Source organism: Nonomuraea aridisoli (assembly GCF_003236395.1).
Taxonomy (GTDB): domain Bacteria; phylum Actinomycetota; class Actinomycetes; order Streptosporangiales; family Streptosporangiaceae; genus Nonomuraea; species Nonomuraea aridisoli.
Genome location: NZ_POUD01000220.1, coordinates 1 through 16,203 on the forward strand (window position 1 = coordinate 1; position 16,203 = coordinate 16,203).

A 16,203-nucleotide genomic window follows, 5' to 3' on the forward strand; every position below is an offset into this window, starting at 1 on the left:
GGTTGCTGACATGGGGGGCCTGGGCGTGGGCATCGGCTGGCGGCCGGAGCTCGACCTGACGATCGAGCGGATGGCCGGGGTGGAGTTCCTGGAGGTGGTCGCCGAGAACATCCGTCCCGATGAACTGCCCGAGTCGCTGCACGTGCTGCGCGCTCGCGGCCTGCCGGTGATCCCGCACGGGGTGTCGCTCGGTGTCGGGGGCGCCGAGCGGCCCTCCCCGGCCCGGCTGGCCCACCTGGCGGCCTGCGCGCAGGCCCTGGACGCGCCGCTGGTGAGCGAGCACCTGGCCTTCGTCCGCGGGGGCGGCGTCGAGGCCGGGCACCTGCTGCCGGTGCCGCGTACCAGGGAGTCGCTGCGGGTGGTCGCCGAGAACGTGCGCCGCGCCCAGGCCGCCCTGCCCGTCCCGCTGGCCCTGGAGAACGTCGCCGCCCTCTTCGGCTGGCCGGACGACGAGCTGACCGAGGCGCAGTTCCTGGCCGAACTCGTCGAGCGCACCGGCGTCGGCCTGCTGGTGGACGTGGCGAACCTCTACACCAACCAGGTCAACCTGGGCCTGCCGGCGGTGGCGGCGCTCGATACGCTGCCGCTGGAGCACCTCGCGTACGTGCACGTGGCCGGCGGTCAGGAGCACGGCGGGCTCTGGCACGACACGCACACGGCCACCGCCCCGCAGGCCGTGCTCGACCTGCTCGCCGAGCTGTGCGCCCGCGCCACCCCGCCGGGCGTGCTGCTGGAGTGGGACGGCGCCTACCCGTCGGACGCCGTCCTGGCCGGCGAGCTGACGAGGATCAGGGCCGCGACGGCCGGTGCCCCGCGGTGAGCACGGAACCGGACGAGGCGCGGCGACGGCTGGCCGAGGCGCAGGGGCGGGTGGTGGCGGCGCTGGTCGCCGGGGGAGAGCTGCCCGAGGGGTTCGATCCGGAGCGGATGCGGGCGCAGTCGGCGAGCCTGCTGGCCAAGCGGCGCGACATCGTGGCGCGGATCCGTCCCGACGCCGCCGCCGCGGCCGGGGCCGGCCTGGCGGGGGAGTTCGCCGCGTACGCGCGGGCCCGCGCCACCCCGCCGCCCGGCTACCGCGCCGACGCCGACGACTTCGCCGCCTGGCTGCGCGCACGCGGCCGCATGCCGGACGAGGAGCAGCCCCGGCGCCGCTGGTGGCCGCGCCTGTTGTCGCCGGGCTCGTGACCGGCGGGGCCTCGCCGCCTACGATGATCACAGCAAGCGCTTGGGAGGCGGCATGCGGATCGTCAACATGGGCGAGTGGCCCCTGGACACCGAGGACGAGCGGCGGCACGAGCCCGGCGGCGAGCCGCTGTGGAACGAGTCCTGGTACTACGACTTCGTCGCCGCGGACGGCAGCCTGGGCGGCTACGTCCGGCTCGGCCTCTATCCCGCCTGGGGGCGCGCCTGGTACTGGGCCTGCGTCGTCGAACGCGACGGCGGTCGGATGGCGGTGATCGACCACCAGGCGCCGTTGCCCGGCTCCGAGGACCTGGCCGTGGCCGGCGACGGCTACACGGCCTCCCACGAGACCACCGACCCCTTCAAGTCCGTACGCGTCCGGCTGGCGTCCGAGGAGCTCTCGCTCGACCTCGAATGGCGTACGGCGGGCGGCGTCTACGGTTACGCCATCACCCCCCGCTACGAGGTCCCCTGCGAGGTCACCGGCACCGTCGGCGGCACCCCCTTCCACGGGTACGGCGAACGCGACCACAGCTGGGGGGTGCGCGACTGGTGGTCGATCTCCTGGCTGTGGAGCAGCGGACGCATGGAGGACGGCGTCTTCGTGCACGGCATGCGCCCCAACGTCGGCGTCGAGCTGGAATGGCCGGCGTTCCAGGTGCCGGACGGCGGGGAGCTCGCGCACGTGGCCGGCTTCTCGGCGACGACGGAGTTCGACGGCGACCGCCCGGCCCGGAGCGTGCTGCGCTTCCCCGGCTCCGCCACCACGGTACGGCCGGTCGCCTTCGCCCCCGTGACCCTGACGAGCCCCGACGGCACGGTGGCGGAGTTCCCCCGGGCGATGTGCCGCTTCACGGCCGAGGACGGGCGTACCGGATGGGGCTGGACGGAGTGGCATCAACCGCCGGGCTGGCGCGAGCACGTCTGGGACCCGGGCAACCGCGTTTAGCCGACTATCGTCCGGAAACGGACAGGCGCATGGGGGGACTGCGCTGTGTGGACGGCTCGTACCTGAGCGTCACTCCGGTGGCGTGCACCGACAGCGTCGGCACGCCGTACGAGGTCACGCTGGAGCTGCACCGCGACGGCGCGCCGTACGGCAGCGTGGGCGAGCGTTGCGGCTGGCTGCTGGCCCGCCTGGCGCGCGGCGTGGACGAGGCCCGCCGGGGCAGGGGAGCGGCCCGCCGCTGGTCCGACCCCGACGACCGGTTCCCCGGCGAGGAGCCCGACAGCGAGCTGTTCTCCTTCCGCTACCGCACCCGGGCCGGCTTGGTCGGCGGCGGCGAGCTGCGCTGCCAGCTCAGGACGATCGCCGTGTGGCAGCCGGCGCTCGGCGAGTGGCGGCTGATGCGGCGGGCCTACGTGGAGGCGTGGGGCGCCACGGGCGCGGGCCTGCGCGCGGTGCTGACGTCCGCGGAGTTGTCGCTGTTCATCGGGCAGCTCGTCCAGGAGGCCGAACGGTGTCTGGAAGGTAGAGATCTGGCGAGGAATCCCGGACTGGGCGCGGGCATGGGCGATTCGCGGTGATAATTGCGTGTTGAAGCAACTAATCAACGGCAGCGCTTGGGAGGCACTCCGTGGGCCTGCGCAACCTGGTCTACCGGCTGTACGAACGACGGCTGGAGGCCAAGCTGTCCAAGGACAGCGTCCCGCGACATGTCGGAGTCATCATCGACGGCAACCGCCGATGGGCCCGCGCCATGGGCATGAACGACGTGTCCACGGGCCACCGCAAGGGCGCGGACAAGATCTCCGAACTGCTGCACTGGTGCCGTGAGACCGGTGTCGAGGTCGTCACGGTCTGGATGTTGTCCAACGACAACCTCAACCGGCCGCGCGAGGAGCTGGAGCCGCTCCTGCGCATCATCGAGGACGTGACGCGGGAGCTCGTCGACGAGGGCTGGCGGATCATCCCGGTGGGCGCGCTCGATCTGCTTCCGGATAGCACGGCCAATGTCCTAAAAAATGCAAAAGAAGCGTCATCAAACCGTCCAGGCCTGATTGTGAACGTTGCAGTTGGGTATGGAGGAAGACGTGAGATTGCCGATGCGGTGCGCTCACTGCTCCAGGAGCATGCGAGCAAGGGAGCGAGCATCGAGGACCTCGTCGAGGTGCTCGATGCCGAGCACATCGCGGAGCATCTCTACACTCGCGGCCAACCCGATCCGGACCTCCTCATCCGGACATCGGGCGAGCAGCGGCTGTCGGGCTTCATGCTCTGGCAGAGCGCTCACTCGGAGTTCTACTTCCACGAGGCGTACTGGCCCGACTTCCGCAGGGTCGACTTCCTGCGGGCGCTGCGCGACTACGCTGCGAGACACCGACGTTACGGTTCCTGACGCGACATTCGGGTATCCAGGACGTAACGTTGGAAGTGTCCGGTCACAGGTCGGACATTTCGGAGAGGGCCCGCCTTTGCACCAAGAACTGCGAGGGGGCCGGCCTCCGGCACCGACGGCAGTTCGCGGTCGGGGACGCGGGACCGGTCCGATTCCCACCTCGTCTGCAGGGTGCCCGCACCAGCTGGGCGCCCGGGGGAGAACGTGTGGCAGTGTCCTCGAGCAACCCTACTCACCAGCCGGCCAAGCGCACGTACGTCCTGGACACGTCGGTCCTGCTGGCCGACCCCGCTGCGATGACCCGCTTCGCCGAGCATGACGTCGTCCTTCCGATCGTGGTCATCACCGAGCTGGAGGGGAAGCGGCACCACCCCGAGCTCGGCTACTTCGCCAGGAAGGCGCTGCGTTACCTCGACGATCTGCGGATCAAGTACGGCCGGCTGGACGAGCCGATGCCCACGGGGGACGGCACGATCAGGGTAGAGCTCAACCACAGCGATCCGTCCATTCTGCCCGTGGGCTTCCGCCTGGGCGACAACGACACGCGCATCCTGACGGTCGCGCGTTCGCTGGCCGCCGAGGGCCGTGACGTGGTCCTCGTCTCCAAGGACCTGCCGCTGCGGGTCAAGGCGGCCTCGATCGGCCTGGCGGCGGAGGAGTACCGCGCCGAGCTGGTCCACGAGTCCGGCTGGACGGGGATGGCCGAGATCCAGGTGACCGCCGAAGACGTGGAGACGCTCTTCGATCAGGGCACCGCCGACCTCGAAGAGGCCAGAGACCTGCCCACCCACACCGGCCTGCGGCTGTTGTCGGCCAAGGGCTCGGCGCTGGGCCGGGTGCAGCCCGACAAGTCCGTACGTCTCGTGCGCGGCGACCGCGAGGTCTTCGGCCTGCACGGCCGCTCGGCCGAGCAGCGCATCGCGCTCGAACTGCTCATGGACCCGGAGATCGGCATCGTCTCGCTCGGCGGCCGGGCCGGCACGGGCAAGTCGGCGCTCGCGCTCTGCGCGGGCCTGGAGGCGGTCCTGGAGCGCCGCCAGCACCGCAAGGTCGTCGTCTTCCGCCCCATCTACGCCGTGGGCGGCCAGGAGCTGGGCTACCTGCCCGGCACCGAGGGCGAGAAGATGGGCCCGTGGGCGCAGGCGGTCTACGACACGCTCGGCGCCATCACCTCGCCCGAGGTGATCGAGGAGGTGCTCGACCGCGGCATGCTGGAGGTGCTGCCGCTCACCCACATCCGCGGCCGGTCGCTGCACGACGCGTTCGTGATCGTGGACGAGGCGCAGTCGCTGGAGCGCGGGGTGCTGCTGACGGTGCTCAGCCGGATCGGCGCCAACTCGCGCGTCGTGCTCACCCACGACGTGGCGCAGCGTGACAACCTGCGCGTCGGCCGGCACGACGGCGTCGTGGCGGTGGTGGAGAAGCTCAAGGGCCACCCGCTCTTCGCCCACGTCACGCTGACGAGGTCGGAGCGCTCGCCGATCGCCGCGCTCGTGACCGAGATGCTCGAAGACGTCACCATGTGATCACTTCAGCTCGCCGCAGGTGTACCGCCCCTCCGACACGGGGGGGCGGTTCGCGTTCTCCCGCACGATCTTGACGATCTCGTACGCCGCGTCCTGCTGGACGGTGCAGACGATCTGCGCCTTGCCGAGCCTGGTCAGCGTGCCCTCGCCGCTGATGTGGACGGTCAGCGTGGAGGTGCGCGGGAGTTGCACCTCGTCCCGGTGGACGGGGTTGAAGGAGTTCTTGGTCCGCAGGTACGTGAACCCGCGCAGTGCGGTGTCGCGGTCGCCGAGCGGCTGGGTCGAGGCGCGGAAGAGGGCCCCGAGCAAACTGTTGACGGTGTCGTCCGCGACGTCGGCCGGCTCCAGGGCGAGCTTCCCGTCCCTGAGCAGGTAGATCGTCTTGGACGGCGGCGGGATCCTGACGGTGGGGGCGTTGCCCCGGTCCTGCACGTCGGTGGGCGTGATGCCGCAGGCGGCCAGCGCGATGACGCAGGCGAGCAGCGGCGCGGCGCGGCGGGTCCTCATGCGTGCGGCAGCCAGACCGTGAAGAGGGTGCCGGGGTTCTGCCGGCGTACGGAGATCGTGCCGCCGTGCAGCTGGACGTTGGCCTTGGCGATGGCGAGGCCGAGACCGCTGCCCTGGCTGCGGGCCCGTCCGGCGCCGGCCTTGAAGAAGCGGTCGAAGACGTGGGGCAGCGCCTCTGGCGGGATGCCCTCACCGTGGTCGCGCACTTTCACCTCCAGTCCGTTCTCCGTGGCCCGGGCGCTGACCACGACCGGGGGAGCGCCGTGCTTGAGCGCGTTGCCGACCAGGTTGGCGACGATGACGTCGAACCTGCGGGGGTCGAGGTTCTCCGTCAGGCCCTGCGAGGCCCGCACCGTCACCTGCTCGCTCCAGCCGCGCGTCTTCAGGCAGTCGTCGATGGCGTCGGCCACGCTCACCGGCTCCAGGTTCAGCGTGGCGGTGCCCGCGTCGAAGCGGCTGACCTCGATGAGGTGCTCGACCAGCTCGCGCAGCCGCTCGATCTCCCTCAGCACCAGCCGGACGGCCTCGGCGGGCGCCTGCGGCAGCCTGCTCGCCTCGTCCGAGAGCATGTCGGCCACCGCCGTCATGCTGGTGAGCGGCGTGCGCAGCTCGTGGGAGACGTCGGCGACGAACCTGCGCGACATCGCCTCCAGCGAGCGCAGCTCGGCCACGCTCAGCTCCAGCGCCGCCGCCGCGTCGTTGAACTGCGCGGTGAGCTCGGCCAGCTCGTCCTGGCCGTGCACGGGCAGCCGGGTGTCCAGCCGTCCCTGGCCGAGCGCCTGGGCCGCCGCGCTCAGCCGCCTGACCGGCAGCAGCACCTGCCGGGCCGACAGCAGCGCCACCCCGAGCGCGATGAGCACGATGACCACGCCCGTCCTGGCCAGGGTGGTCCTGAGCGTGGCGAGCTGGGCCTCGTCGTCCTGGAGGGGGAAGAAGACGAACGCCCGCAGGCCCGTGGCCTCGGAGACGCCCTCCTCGTCGCGGTAGACCTCGGCGCCCACGAGCAGGTAGAGCTCGTCGTGGACGATCGTGCGCTGCGTGACCAGGCTCTGGTTGGCCCGGCCGTACAGCTCGTTGGGCACGTCGCGCAGCGTCAGCGGGCCCTCGGAGGCGACGAGGCCGTCGTACTCGACCAGTACGGTACGCCCCGGCCCGCTGAGCGCGTGGGCGAGGACCTCGAGCTCCCTGTGCGTCGGCGCGGCCTCGCCGGGCCGCAGGGTCCCGATCGGGAACGTGATGCTGCTCAGCTCCCGGGTCACCAGGTCGAGCGCGGTGGTCTCGGTCCTGGTGACCAGCGCGGACTTGGCCAGCTCGTACCCGATCGTGGCGACGACCAGCGTGGCGGTGACCGCGACGAGCGTGAACGTGATGACCAGGCGGGCGCGCAACCCCGTCGGGATGCGGATCACGGGGGGCTGAACCGGTAGCCGAAGCCGCGCACGGTGTGGATGAAGACGGGCTCGGCGGGTCTGGGCTCGATCTTGGCGCGGATGCGCTGGACACAGGCGTCCACCAGCCGGGAGTCGGCGATGTGGGTGTGGTCCCAGACGACGCGCAGCAGGTAGCGGCGGTTGAGCACCTGGCCGGGGTGGCGGACGAGCTCCAGCAGCAGCCGCAGCTCGGTCGGGGTCAGGTGGATCTCCTTGCCGGCCAGCGCGACCTTGAGGGCGCCGCGGTCGATCACCAGGTCGCCGAAGGTGATGCGGTCGGAGGTTGCCGACTCGGCCCGGCGCAGGACGGCGCGGATGCGGGCGTCGAGGACGCGGGGCTCGACCGGCTTGACCACGTAGTCGTCGGCGCCCGCCTCCAGGCCGACCACCACGTCCAGGTCGTCGCCGCGGGCCGTGAGGAGGATGACGGGGAGCTGGTCGAGCTTGCGCACGCGGCGGCAGACCTCGACCCCGTCGATGCCGGGGAGCATGACGTCGAGGATGGCGATCTCGGGGCGGCGGGCCCTGATGTGGTCGAGGGCTTCCTCGCCGGTGGCGTACGACGTGACGGAGTGGCCCTGACGGGTCAGCGCGAGCTCTAGGGCCGTGCGGACCGAGGGGTCGTCTTCGACGAGGAGGATGCCAGCCACGGGCACATTATTGATGAATGTTCTGAATGCCCGAACTAAGTCACCAAACTGTGACGTGGTGTGGAAGAGACGCCGACGTCCGGCCGTCAATCTGAAGGCGGCTCCCCTTCGGTACGGGTGCCCGAAGGGGAGCCTGTGTCCTATGTGACCAAAGTCACATATTTTACCAAAAATCGTGCTAACGGGGCACTTAGCAAAATCTGCGGCAAGGAATTCCCGCGTTTCGGTTGCGGACCACCCCCTATGACAGGGCAAGCTCATGGTTCGTGAGCCCGCGTCCGCAGCTGAGAGAGCGCCCCCCGAAGGAAGACCTCCCCTCGGGGCGCCGGGCGCGCCGCCCGTCCGCCTTCACCCCCAAGCGTGTCGTCGTCACCGTCCTGTCGCTGACGATCGTCCTCGGCGGCGGCGGCTTCACCGCCTACCACGCCGTCCAGAACGCCAACGAGCAGCCCTCGGAGCAGTTCACCCTCAACGAGCTGGGCAAGCTCGCCTCCGGTGACCTCGCCGCGCCCGACCCCGAGTCCGACGCGCTCAAAGCCGCGGCCGAGCAGGCGTACCGGGCCGAGCAGCTGGAGAAGGGCCGCGGCGGCGCCGGCAAGGACCTCAAGTGGGTCGTGCCCAAGCAGGCGCCCTCCGGCGGCGGCTTCCCCGCGATGAACTTCCCGCCCGGCAGCGACCCCTCGCCCGGCACCAACAAGGCGACCGCGAGGGACATGCTGGCCTCGTTCGGGTTCGGCGCCGACCAGTGGGGCTGCCTGGAGTCGCTCTGGACGAAGGAGAGCGGCTGGAACGAGCGCGCGATGAACCGCTACTCCGGCGCGTACGGCATCCCGCAGTCGCTGCCCGGCAGCAAGATGGCCAGCGCCGGCTCCGACTGGCAGACCAACGCCGCCACCCAGATCAAGTGGGGACTCGGTTACATCAAGGGCCGTTACGGCACGCCCTGTGCCGCCTGGGGTCACTCACAGTCCGTGGGCTGGTATTAACAGGTCAACTTTGCGCCTCTAATCGGCAAGCCGCCGAGCCCGGCCGGATATATCGGCGCACGCTGGCCGCATGGGTGTGAAGGTCAGTGTGATCGTCAATGTCCACAATCCGGGTGACACCGCCGACGCGTGCATCCGCTCCGCCCTGGAGCAGACCATGCCCGCGGACGCGTACGAAGTGATCTTCGTGGACGACGGGTCCACGGACGGGATCGCCGAGCGCCTGGACGGCATCGCGGCCACCCGCGCGAACGTGCGTGTCCTGCACCTGCCGCACACCGGCTCGCCGATGCGCGGCCGCAACGTCGGCCTCGCCGCGGCCGCCGGCGACTACGTGTACTTCCTCGGCCAGGGCGACCGCCTGGAGCGCGACGCCCTGGAGCGCATGCACGACCGCGCCGTGGAGACCGACGCCGACGTGCTGATCGGCCGCCTGGTCCGCGACTACGGCCCGCCGATGACCGCCTTCGAACGCAGCACCGCCCGCGCCGACGTCCTGCGCGACCGGCTGCTCACCCTGCTCATCCCGCAGCAGCTCTACCGTCGCGCCTTCCTGGAGGAGCACGAGCTCGGCTTCCCCGCCAGCGGCAGCCGGATGGGGGAGCAGGCGTTCGTGATGCGGGCGTACCTGCACGCCAAGGTGATCTCCGTGCTGGCCGAGCATGTCTGCTGCCACCTCGGGGAGCGTCCCCGCACCGAGGAGGAGCCGCGCGCGATCGCCGGCGAGCTGCACGCGCTGCTCGACGACATCGACACGTACGTGGGCGAGGGTCGCCAGCGCGACCGCATGTACGCCCACTGGTTCCGCTACGCCGCCCTGCGCCCGCTGCTGACGGAGAGGTTCGCCGAGTCGTCCGTGGACCGGGGGGTGCACTTCCGGGTCGTGCAGGAGCTCACCGCCCGGCGCTTCCCCGAGCGGCTCGACCGATACCTGCCCGTCCAGCTGCGCGTGGTGGCCGCGTACGTGCGCGCGGGCCGGCTCGACCAGATCGTGCTCATGGCGAACTGCGTCAAACGGGCCGGGGTGCGCGCCGACCTGTCCGAGGTGCGCTGGGACGCCCACGTCCTCGTGCTCGGGCTGAACGTCGAGGTCGTGGACGGCGACGGCACGCCCGACCGCTACCGGGTGGACGGCGAGCGCGTCCACTGGGTGCCGCCGCGCGCCCTGGACACCAGGAAGCTGGCGGAGGAGGTCACCGACATCACCGACGCCGTCGAACGCGCCCGCATCGAGCTGTACGTCCGCCACGCCGAGACCGGCGTCGTGCACTTCCTGCCGCTGACCCAGCAGGTCGAGCGCATCCAGGACGGCCGCCGCCGCATCCGGGTGCGGATCAGGGGCGAGGCCCGGCTCGACGTGACCAGCGCCGCGCTCGGCGAGCCGCTCAAGCCCGGCCAGTGGGAGGTGCACGTGCGCATGTACAGCGGCGCCAACCAGGCCAGGAGCCGCGTCAGGAGCCCCGAGGGCCCGCTCAACTGCCTGGGCGCGCTCGCCCAGCGGCCCCGGATGCGGCTGGTGGTGCCGTGCTGGAGCGACCGCGGCGAGCTGAGCCTGGCCATCGAGCCGCGCTCGTTCACCCAGTCGATCGCGCTGGTGTCGCCGGGCGTGTCGGTCAAGCAGCTCGACGGCAACCTGTACGTCGTGCTGCCGGTGCCGTACGTGCCGCCGAGCGGCGGACCGCCGCTGGAGCTGGTGCTGCGCGGCATCGGGCGGCGCGAGCGCGAGGCGAGCGCGCCCGCCCTGGTCGAGGCGGGGGTGCCGGGCCGGATCGCGGGGCAGCTGGTCGCCAAGGTGCCGGTCAAGCGGCTCGTCGCGGGCTCCGACGACCTCGGCCCCGGCGGCTGGACGTGCTCGCTGCGCTCCCCGGAGGAGGAGGTCGGGCTGCGTTTCGCCCTGGAGGTGCGCCGGGGCCGGGTCGAGGTGCGCCCGGCGAGCGCCGCGCTCCGCCAGCGCTCGCCGATGGGCCGCGACACGGTGCTGCACCGGCTCGGCCGGCGGCTGCCCGGCGCACGCCACCTCGTCCGCTGGGCCCGCGCCGGCCGCCACCGCTACCTGACCTGATGGGCCCCTCGGGCTCGGTCGCCCTTGATGCCGTCGCGCTCAATTTGACGTCCAGGTCTCCAGTTCCTCGAAGGCGGCGCGGAAGGCCGGGAGCATCGGCTTGAGGCGGTCGGGGTGGACGTCCACGAGGCTGTCGAGGTGGTTGCCGCCCTCCACGCGGTGGTAGCGGAACGGCCGGTGCGGGCCGACCATCTCGGCGTAGACGTCGGAGGAGCGCGAGATCGGCAGCAGCGTGTCGAGCGTGCCGTGCAGGGTGATCAGCGGCTTGGTGATCCGGCCGGTCAGCGCGATCTTCGCCATCGCCGCGTACGGCCGGCGCTCGTCGTAGTCGTAGTCCTCCGGCGCGCCCGTGTACGACGGGTCGAGCTCCTTCTGGTAGATCTCCTGGGTCAGCTGCCAGTAGTAGTCGCGGTGGAACGGCCAGAGGAACTCCGAGCCCGGCGCGAACCCGGCGGCCAGCACCCCGTCGGGGTCCGGGTACGCCTTCAGCGCCTGCGGCAGGTAGTTCAGCAGGTTGTCGCCCTTGAGCCGCCAGAGGGTGCCCTCCCAGTCGAGGCCGCCGTCGTAGAGGTGGCCGCGGTTCTCCAGCTGCCACCTGACCAGGTAGCCGCCGTTGGAGATGCCGGCGGCGAACGTCCGGCGGGGTGCGCGGCCGTAGTGCTGCCGCACCACGGCCTTGGCGGCCACGGTGAGCTGGGTGACGCGCTGGTTCCACTCGGCGATGGCGTCGCCGGGGCGGCGGCCGTCCTCGTGGAACGTCGTGCCGACGTTGCCCTTGTCGGTGGCGGCGAACGCGTACCCCTTGGCGAGGACCCAGTCGGAGATCGTGTAGTCGTTGGCGTACTGCTCGCGGTTGCCCGGGGTGCCGCTGACGACCAGGCCGCCGTTCCACTTCTCGGGGAGGCGGATGACGAACTGGGCGTCGTGGTTCCAGCCGTGCGTGGTGTTGCCGGTGGAGGTGTCGGGGAAGTAGCCGTCGATCTGGACGCCGGGGACGCCGGTCGGGTTGACCGTGGCGGCCGAGTGCAGCCCGGCCCAGTCGGCGGGGTCGGTGTGGCCGGTCCGGGCCGTGCCGGCGGTCGTCAGGTCGTCCAGCGTGGTGACGACCTGGTGCTCGGCGCCGGGCACCGTGAGGGTCTGCACGGGGGTCAGCAGGCTCGCGACCAGGGTGAGTGCGACGAACATCTAGGCGTCCTTCAGGTGGTCGGCCAGCAGGCGCTGGAACTCGGCGGGGTGTTCGAGATGCGGGCTGTGGCCGCAGTCGGCGAACACGACCTCGCGGTAGCGGCCGTAGCGCTCCAGCACCGCCCTGGTCTGGGTGACCATCGGCTGGGCCGGGGTGCCGGGGGAGCCGGGCACGACGCCGAGCGCGCCCAGGTGGGCCAGGTCGAACAGCGAGGTGTCGGAGACGATGGCGTCGTCGGCGCCCCTGATCCACAGGACGGGCGGCCGGGGGGCGATCTCGTGCAGGTCGTCGAGGCGGAAGTGGGTGGGCGCGATGGCGTTGAGCACGCCCTGCTTGCCGGGGGCGACGCCGGGCCAGGCGTCGGAGGCGGCGGCGTCACCCGGGTAGTGTGCGTCGCCCACGCGGGTGGTGAGCATCGACCGTACGTAGAAGTCCTCGTCGGTGAGGACGGCGGGGTTCTTGACGTACGACGAGCGGAGGACGCTGCGCGGGGACGTGGGGGATTCGTCCGACATGTCGCCTGCCTTGAGGCGGGCCACGAAGTCCGGGTTGGCGGCTCCGGCGCCGGCGCCCGTGCCGTCAGGGTGGGTGAGCCGGCCGTCGGGGCCCTCGGTGCCGCCGAACCCGTACGGCGAGATCGGGTTGACCAGCGTGACGCTCCTGACGGCGGCCGGGCGGTCGCGCAGCGCCTGCAGCACGACCCCGCCGCCCATGCTCCAGCCGACCAGGTGCACCCCGTCCAGGCCGAGGGCGTCGAGCAGTTCCAGCACGTCGTCGGAGTAGTCGCGCAGCCCGCGCGTGGCGTCCACCGGCGCGGGGTCGCTCTCGCCGAACCCGCGCAGGTCCACCGCGAGCGGCCGGTAACCGGCGGGCAGCGCCGCCATGGTGTCGCGCCAGAAGGCGCCGGAGGAGACGTTGCCGTGCACGAACAGCACCGGCTCGCCGCCGGCGCGGCCCTCGACGGTCAGGACGTGCTGGGTGAGCCTCGGCGTGGTGACCTTCATCGCGCGGGCGTCCTTTCGGTGAGGTCGCTGCCCTGCGTCTCGCGGGCGGCGTAGACCGCGGTGAGGGTGAGCACCGCCGCGAGTCCGAGGTAGATGGAGATGGGCACGCTGCTCCCGTAGCTCCGCAGGAGGGCGACCGCGATGACCGGGGCCAGCGCCCCCGCCACGATCGCCGACAGCTGGGCGCCGATGGAGACGCCGGTGTAGCGCATTCTCGTGCCGAACAGCTCGGAGAAGAAGGCCGCCTGGGGGCCGTACATCATGCCGTGGAAGAGCAGGCCCACGGTGACGGCCAGGGTGATGGCCAGGAAGTTGCCGGTGTCCACGAGCGGGAAGAAGGCGAAGATCCACACCCCGATGCCGGCGGCGCCCGCCAGGTAGATCGGGCGGCGGCCGATCCGGTCCGACAACGCGCCCCACATCGGGATCGTCACGAAGTGGATGGCCGAGGCGATCAGTACCGCGTTCAGCACGGTCGAGTTCGCGATGTCGTTCGTGGTGGCGTAGGTGATGACGAAGACGGTCAGCAGGTAGAACGAGATGTTCTCCGCCAGGCGGGCGCCGATCGCGACGACCACGTCCTTGCCGTGGTGCCGCAGCACCCCGACGATCGGGGCCTTCTCCTCGGGCGGGGCCTGCTGGAACACCGGCGACTCGCTGATCGTCAGGCGGATCCACAGGCCGATCAGCACCAGCACGCCCGACAGCAGGAACGGCACCCGCCAGCCCCACGCCAGGAACGCCTCCTCCGGCTGCCAGGCGGCCAGTGCGGCCAGCACGCCGGTCGCCAGCAGGTTGCCGCCGGGGGCGCCGGCCTGCGGCCAGGAGGCCCAGAAGCCGCGCCGCGCGGTGTCGCCGTGCTCGGAGACGATCAGCACCGCGCCGCCCCACTCGCCGCCGAGCGCGAAGCCCTGCACGAGCCGGAGCGCCGTCAGCAGCAGCGCCGCGGCCGGGCCCAGCGTCTCGTACGTCGGCAGGCAGCCGATCAGGAACGTGGCGGCGCCCATCATCAGCAGGCTGACGACCAGCAGGGTCTTGCGGCCGACCCGGTCGCCGAAGTGGCCGAAGATCAGGCCGCCGAGCGGGCGGGCGACGAAGCCGACCGCGTAGGTGAGGAACGACAGCAGCGTGCCGGTCAGCGGGTCGGACTCGGGGAAGAACAGCTGGTTGAACACGAGGGCGGCTGCCGAGCCGTACAGGAAGAAGTCGTACCACTCGATGGTGGTGCCGATCAGGCTCGCGGCGACGATCTTCTTGATGGAAGTGGCCATGCCGGTCACGGTAAGGAGTGACCGGCGTCACTTATATGGGGTCCGGACCCACAGTCTCAGGGGTGGATGTGTGGCCGAGCCGGTGCAGGCGGAGGGCGAGCTGGATCTCCAGGGCCCGTTCGGGCTCCAGCCAGCCGTCGCCGAGCAGCTTGCCGATCCGGTCGAGCCGCTGGGTGACGGTGTTGACGTGGATGTGCATGGTCTCGGCCGTACGCGAGGGGGAGCCGCCCGAGCCGAAGTACGCGGCCAGCGTGGCGACCAGCGCGGTGCCCCGGCGGGCGTCGTAGTCGACCACCGCGCCCAGCACCCGGCGGACGAAACCGCGCACGTCGCGGCCGTCGCCGACGAGCAGCCCGACGAAGCCCAGCTCGGCCGCGCTCGCGCCGTCACCGGCCCGCCCGAGCGCGATCAGCGCCTCGGCGCACCGCCGCGCCTCCTGGTAGGCCGCCGCGACCTCCCGGCCGCCCACGTCGCACGCCCCCGCCGTGGCGGACGTGTGCAGGGACGCGCTGAGCTCGGCCGCCGCCCGCTGCGCGACCGCGCCCGCGTTGCGGCCCGGCAGCAGCAGCACCACCTCCTCGCCGCGGCCCGCGGCGAGCCCGTGCCGCATCGTCGCCTGCGACGACGCCCAGAACGCGGCCCGCTCCCGCTGGCCGCCGTGCTTGAGCACCACCACGACGTGCGGCGCGCCGAGGTCGACGCCCAGCCTGCGGGCGCGGTCGGCCAGGCCGGGGGAGCCGGGCCGGCTGATCAGGTCGTCCAGCAGCTCGCCCCTGACCCGGCCCTCCGCCTCCGCCACGCTCCTGCGGAACAGCAGCAGCAGCGCGCACACCAGCGCCGCCCGCTCCAGGATGCGCTCGTCGGCGTCGTCGCTGCGCAGGATGAGCGTGCACAGCGGCTCGCCGCCGACGTCCACCGACGCGATCAGCAGGTCGCCGCGGCGCACCGTACGCCCCAACGCCCGTGACGCCTGCGCCGCCTCGAACACCCCCGCGTCGAGCTCGCCCACGTCGCCGCTGATCGGCCGGCCGAGGTCGTCGAGCACCGCCAGCGAGCCGCCGAGCACGTCGGTGACCACGGCGGCGACGTCCTCGATGCCGCCGCCGCGCAGCACCAGCGAGGTCATCCGGTCGTGGGCCATCGCGGCCCGCTCGACCGCCTCGCCGTGCTCCCTGACCGTCCTGTGCGCGTGGGAGAGCTCCTCCAGGGCGTTCCTGGTCTCCTGCAGCAGGCGGGCGTTGTCGATCGCGACGGCGGCGTGCGCGGCCAGGCTGGCCAGCAGCGACACCTCCTCCTGGTGGAACGGCCGCGCGCTGCGGTTGGCCGCCATCAGCACGCCGATCACCCGCTGGCCGAGCCGCAGCGGCACGCCCAGGATCGCGACCAGCCCCTCCTCGCGCACGGCCTCGTCGATGTCGTCCTTGTGGCGGAAGCGGGCGTCGGCGAAGTAGTCGGCGGTCGCGTACGGCACCGCCGTCTGCGCCACGAGCCCGCCCAGCCCCGCCCCCATGGCCAGCCGCAGCGCCCGGAACTTGGCCGAGATCGACCCGTCGGTGACCCGCATGTAGGTGTCGCCCCGCTCGGGGTCGTGCAGCGTCATGTACGCGATGTCGGTGGCCAGCAGCTGCCTGGCCCGGTGCACGATCGCCTCCAGCACGGCGTCGAGGTCGCGCAGCGCGGCCAGGTCGCCGGCCGTGTCGTAGAGCGCCGACAGCTCGGCCTCGCGCCTGGCCCGCCGTTTGAGCAGGTCGCGCACCTTCAACGCCTGGACCTTGGCCCGTTCCAGCTCCTCGATCGCGGCCGGATCGGCGCCCGCGGCCCGCGCCTCGATGATCGGCCCCTCGAACTCGACCGCCGAAGCCTCCCTGGCCAGCAGCTCCAGGAATTTGATCACTACCGGGCCGTCCAGCCGCCGTCGATCGGCAGGGAGACGCCGGTGATGAACGACCCGGCCGGCCCGCACAGGTACGCCACCAGCTCGGCCACCTCGTCGGGCTCGATCAGGCGCTTGATCGCGGCCGGCTCCAGCATGATGTTCTCCACGACCTCCTCCGGCGCGA

At 72.0% G+C, this 16,203-nt stretch carries 16 protein-coding genes; 8 read left to right on the forward strand and 8 right to left on the reverse strand.

The features are described 5' to 3' along the window. The 6 genes from C1J01_RS35715 to phoH2 all read left to right on the forward strand — a co-directional run. Positions 1–820: MbnB/TglH/ChrH family RiPP precursor modification enzyme (locus tag C1J01_RS35715; RefSeq protein ID WP_220040262.1), on the forward strand; the 820-nt coding region annotated here is incomplete at its 5' end. Then, entirely contained in the window at positions 817–1,185 is a 369-nt protein-coding gene (locus C1J01_RS50375) for an SCO6045 C-terminal-like domain-containing protein (RefSeq protein ID WP_181449145.1), read from the forward strand. The genes C1J01_RS35715 and C1J01_RS50375, both read left to right, overlap by 4 nt. 52 nt (positions 1,186–1,237) lie before the next feature. After that, positions 1,238–2,131 (forward strand): DUF7064 domain-containing protein, encoded by an 894-nt coding sequence (locus C1J01_RS35720; protein WP_111183389.1) that lies wholly within the window; start codon positions 1,238–1,240, stop codon positions 2,129–2,131. A gap of 29 nt (positions 2,132–2,160) precedes the next feature. Continuing rightward, positions 2,161–2,709, forward strand: a complete 549-nt coding sequence (locus tag C1J01_RS35725; protein WP_111183390.1) for a hypothetical protein — start codon at positions 2,161–2,163, stop codon at positions 2,707–2,709. A 50-nt stretch (positions 2,710–2,759) separates the two neighbouring features. Next, positions 2,760–3,521, forward strand: coding sequence for an isoprenyl transferase (locus C1J01_RS35730; RefSeq protein ID WP_111183391.1), 762 nt, complete (start codon positions 2,760–2,762; stop codon positions 3,519–3,521). A 206-nt stretch (positions 3,522–3,727) separates the two neighbouring features. Continuing rightward, on the forward strand, positions 3,728–5,047 hold the full coding sequence (phoH2, locus tag C1J01_RS35735) for an RNA 5'-3' helicase PhoH2 (RefSeq protein WP_268958769.1): 1,320 nt from the start codon (positions 3,728–3,730) through the stop codon (positions 5,045–5,047). On the opposite strand, the gene C1J01_RS35740 is transcribed toward phoH2, so the two are convergent. Genes C1J01_RS35740 through C1J01_RS35750 form a run of 3 tightly spaced genes read right to left on the reverse strand, consistent with a single transcriptional unit; the run spans position 5,048 to position 7,634 of the window. Then, a complete protein-coding gene (locus C1J01_RS35740) occupies positions 5,048–5,554 on the reverse strand; it encodes a hypothetical protein (RefSeq protein ID WP_111183393.1) in 507 nt (168 codons plus the stop codon). It abuts the gene before it with no gap. Further along, positions 5,551–6,963 carry an ATP-binding protein gene (locus tag C1J01_RS35745; RefSeq protein ID WP_111183394.1) on the reverse strand — a complete coding sequence of 471 codons (1,413 nt, stop codon included), beginning with the start codon at positions 6,961–6,963 and terminating at the stop codon, positions 5,551–5,553. Before C1J01_RS35745 ends, C1J01_RS35740 begins: the two co-directional genes overlap by 4 nt. Further along, the gene (locus C1J01_RS35750; RefSeq protein ID WP_111183395.1) at positions 6,960–7,634 is read right to left on the reverse strand and encodes a response regulator; all 675 of its coding nucleotides are present in this window, start codon (positions 7,632–7,634) and stop codon (positions 6,960–6,962) included. Before C1J01_RS35750 ends, C1J01_RS35745 begins: the two co-directional genes overlap by 4 nt. A gap of 266 nt (positions 7,635–7,900) precedes the next feature. Here C1J01_RS35750 and C1J01_RS35755 point away from each other — a divergent pair, with 266 nt between their 5' ends. Next, positions 7,901–8,620, forward strand: coding sequence for an aggregation-promoting factor C-terminal-like domain-containing protein (locus tag C1J01_RS35755; RefSeq protein ID WP_235854888.1), 720 nt, complete (start codon positions 7,901–7,903; stop codon positions 8,618–8,620). Positions 8,621–8,690: 70 nt separating this feature from the next. Then, entirely contained in the window at positions 8,691–10,682 is a 1,992-nt protein-coding gene (locus C1J01_RS35760; RefSeq protein WP_111183396.1) for a glycosyltransferase family 2 protein, read from the forward strand. Positions 10,683–10,721: 39 nt separating this feature from the next. Here the strand turns inward: C1J01_RS35760 and C1J01_RS35765 are convergent, their stop codons facing one another. From C1J01_RS35765 to C1J01_RS35785, 5 genes are all read right to left on the reverse strand, one after another. Further along, a complete protein-coding gene (locus C1J01_RS35765; RefSeq protein ID WP_111183397.1) occupies positions 10,722–11,867 on the reverse strand; it encodes an alpha/beta hydrolase family protein in 1,146 nt (381 codons plus the stop codon). Beyond that, a complete protein-coding gene (locus C1J01_RS35770) occupies positions 11,868–12,872 on the reverse strand; it encodes an alpha/beta fold hydrolase (RefSeq protein ID WP_111183398.1) in 1,005 nt (334 codons plus the stop codon). Continuing rightward, on the reverse strand, positions 12,869–14,143 hold the full coding sequence (locus C1J01_RS35775) for an MFS transporter (RefSeq protein WP_111183400.1): 1,275 nt from the start codon (positions 14,141–14,143) through the stop codon (positions 12,869–12,871). The genes C1J01_RS35770 and C1J01_RS35775 overlap by 4 nt, the downstream gene beginning before the upstream one ends. A 31-nt stretch (positions 14,144–14,174) precedes the next feature. Beyond that, positions 14,175–16,037: a helix-turn-helix domain-containing protein gene (locus tag C1J01_RS35780; protein WP_235854889.1), complete on the reverse strand. Its 1,863-nt coding sequence runs from the start codon at positions 16,035–16,037 to the stop codon at positions 14,175–14,177. Then, on the reverse strand, positions 16,037–16,203 hold a 167-nt coding region (locus C1J01_RS35785; RefSeq protein ID WP_146615843.1), incomplete at its 5' end, for an SDR family oxidoreductase. The genes C1J01_RS35780 and C1J01_RS35785, both read right to left, overlap by 1 nt.

Bases quoted from the DNA above. Each gene is read 5' to 3' on its own strand.
- C1J01_RS35720 (WP_111183389.1), top strand. From the start codon at position 1,238: ATGCGGATCGTCAACATGGGCGAGTGGCCCCTGGACACCGAGGACGAG.
- C1J01_RS35725 (WP_111183390.1), top strand. From the start codon at position 2,161: ATGGGGGGACTGCGCTGTGTGGACGGCTCGTACCTGAGCGTCACTCCG.
- C1J01_RS35740 (WP_111183393.1), bottom strand. From the start codon at position 5,554: ATGAGGACCCGCCGCGCCGCGCCGCTGCTCGCCTGCGTCATCGCGCTG.
- C1J01_RS35760 (WP_111183396.1), top strand. From the start codon at position 8,691: ATGGGTGTGAAGGTCAGTGTGATCGTCAATGTCCACAATCCGGGTGAC.
- C1J01_RS35765 (WP_111183397.1), bottom strand. From the start codon at position 11,867: ATGTTCGTCGCACTCACCCTGGTCGCGAGCCTGCTGACCCCCGTGCAG.
- C1J01_RS35770 (WP_111183398.1), bottom strand. From the start codon at position 12,872: ATGAAGGTCACCACGCCGAGGCTCACCCAGCACGTCCTGACCGTCGAG.
- C1J01_RS35775 (WP_111183400.1), bottom strand. From the start codon at position 14,143: ATGGCCACTTCCATCAAGAAGATCGTCGCCGCGAGCCTGATCGGCACC.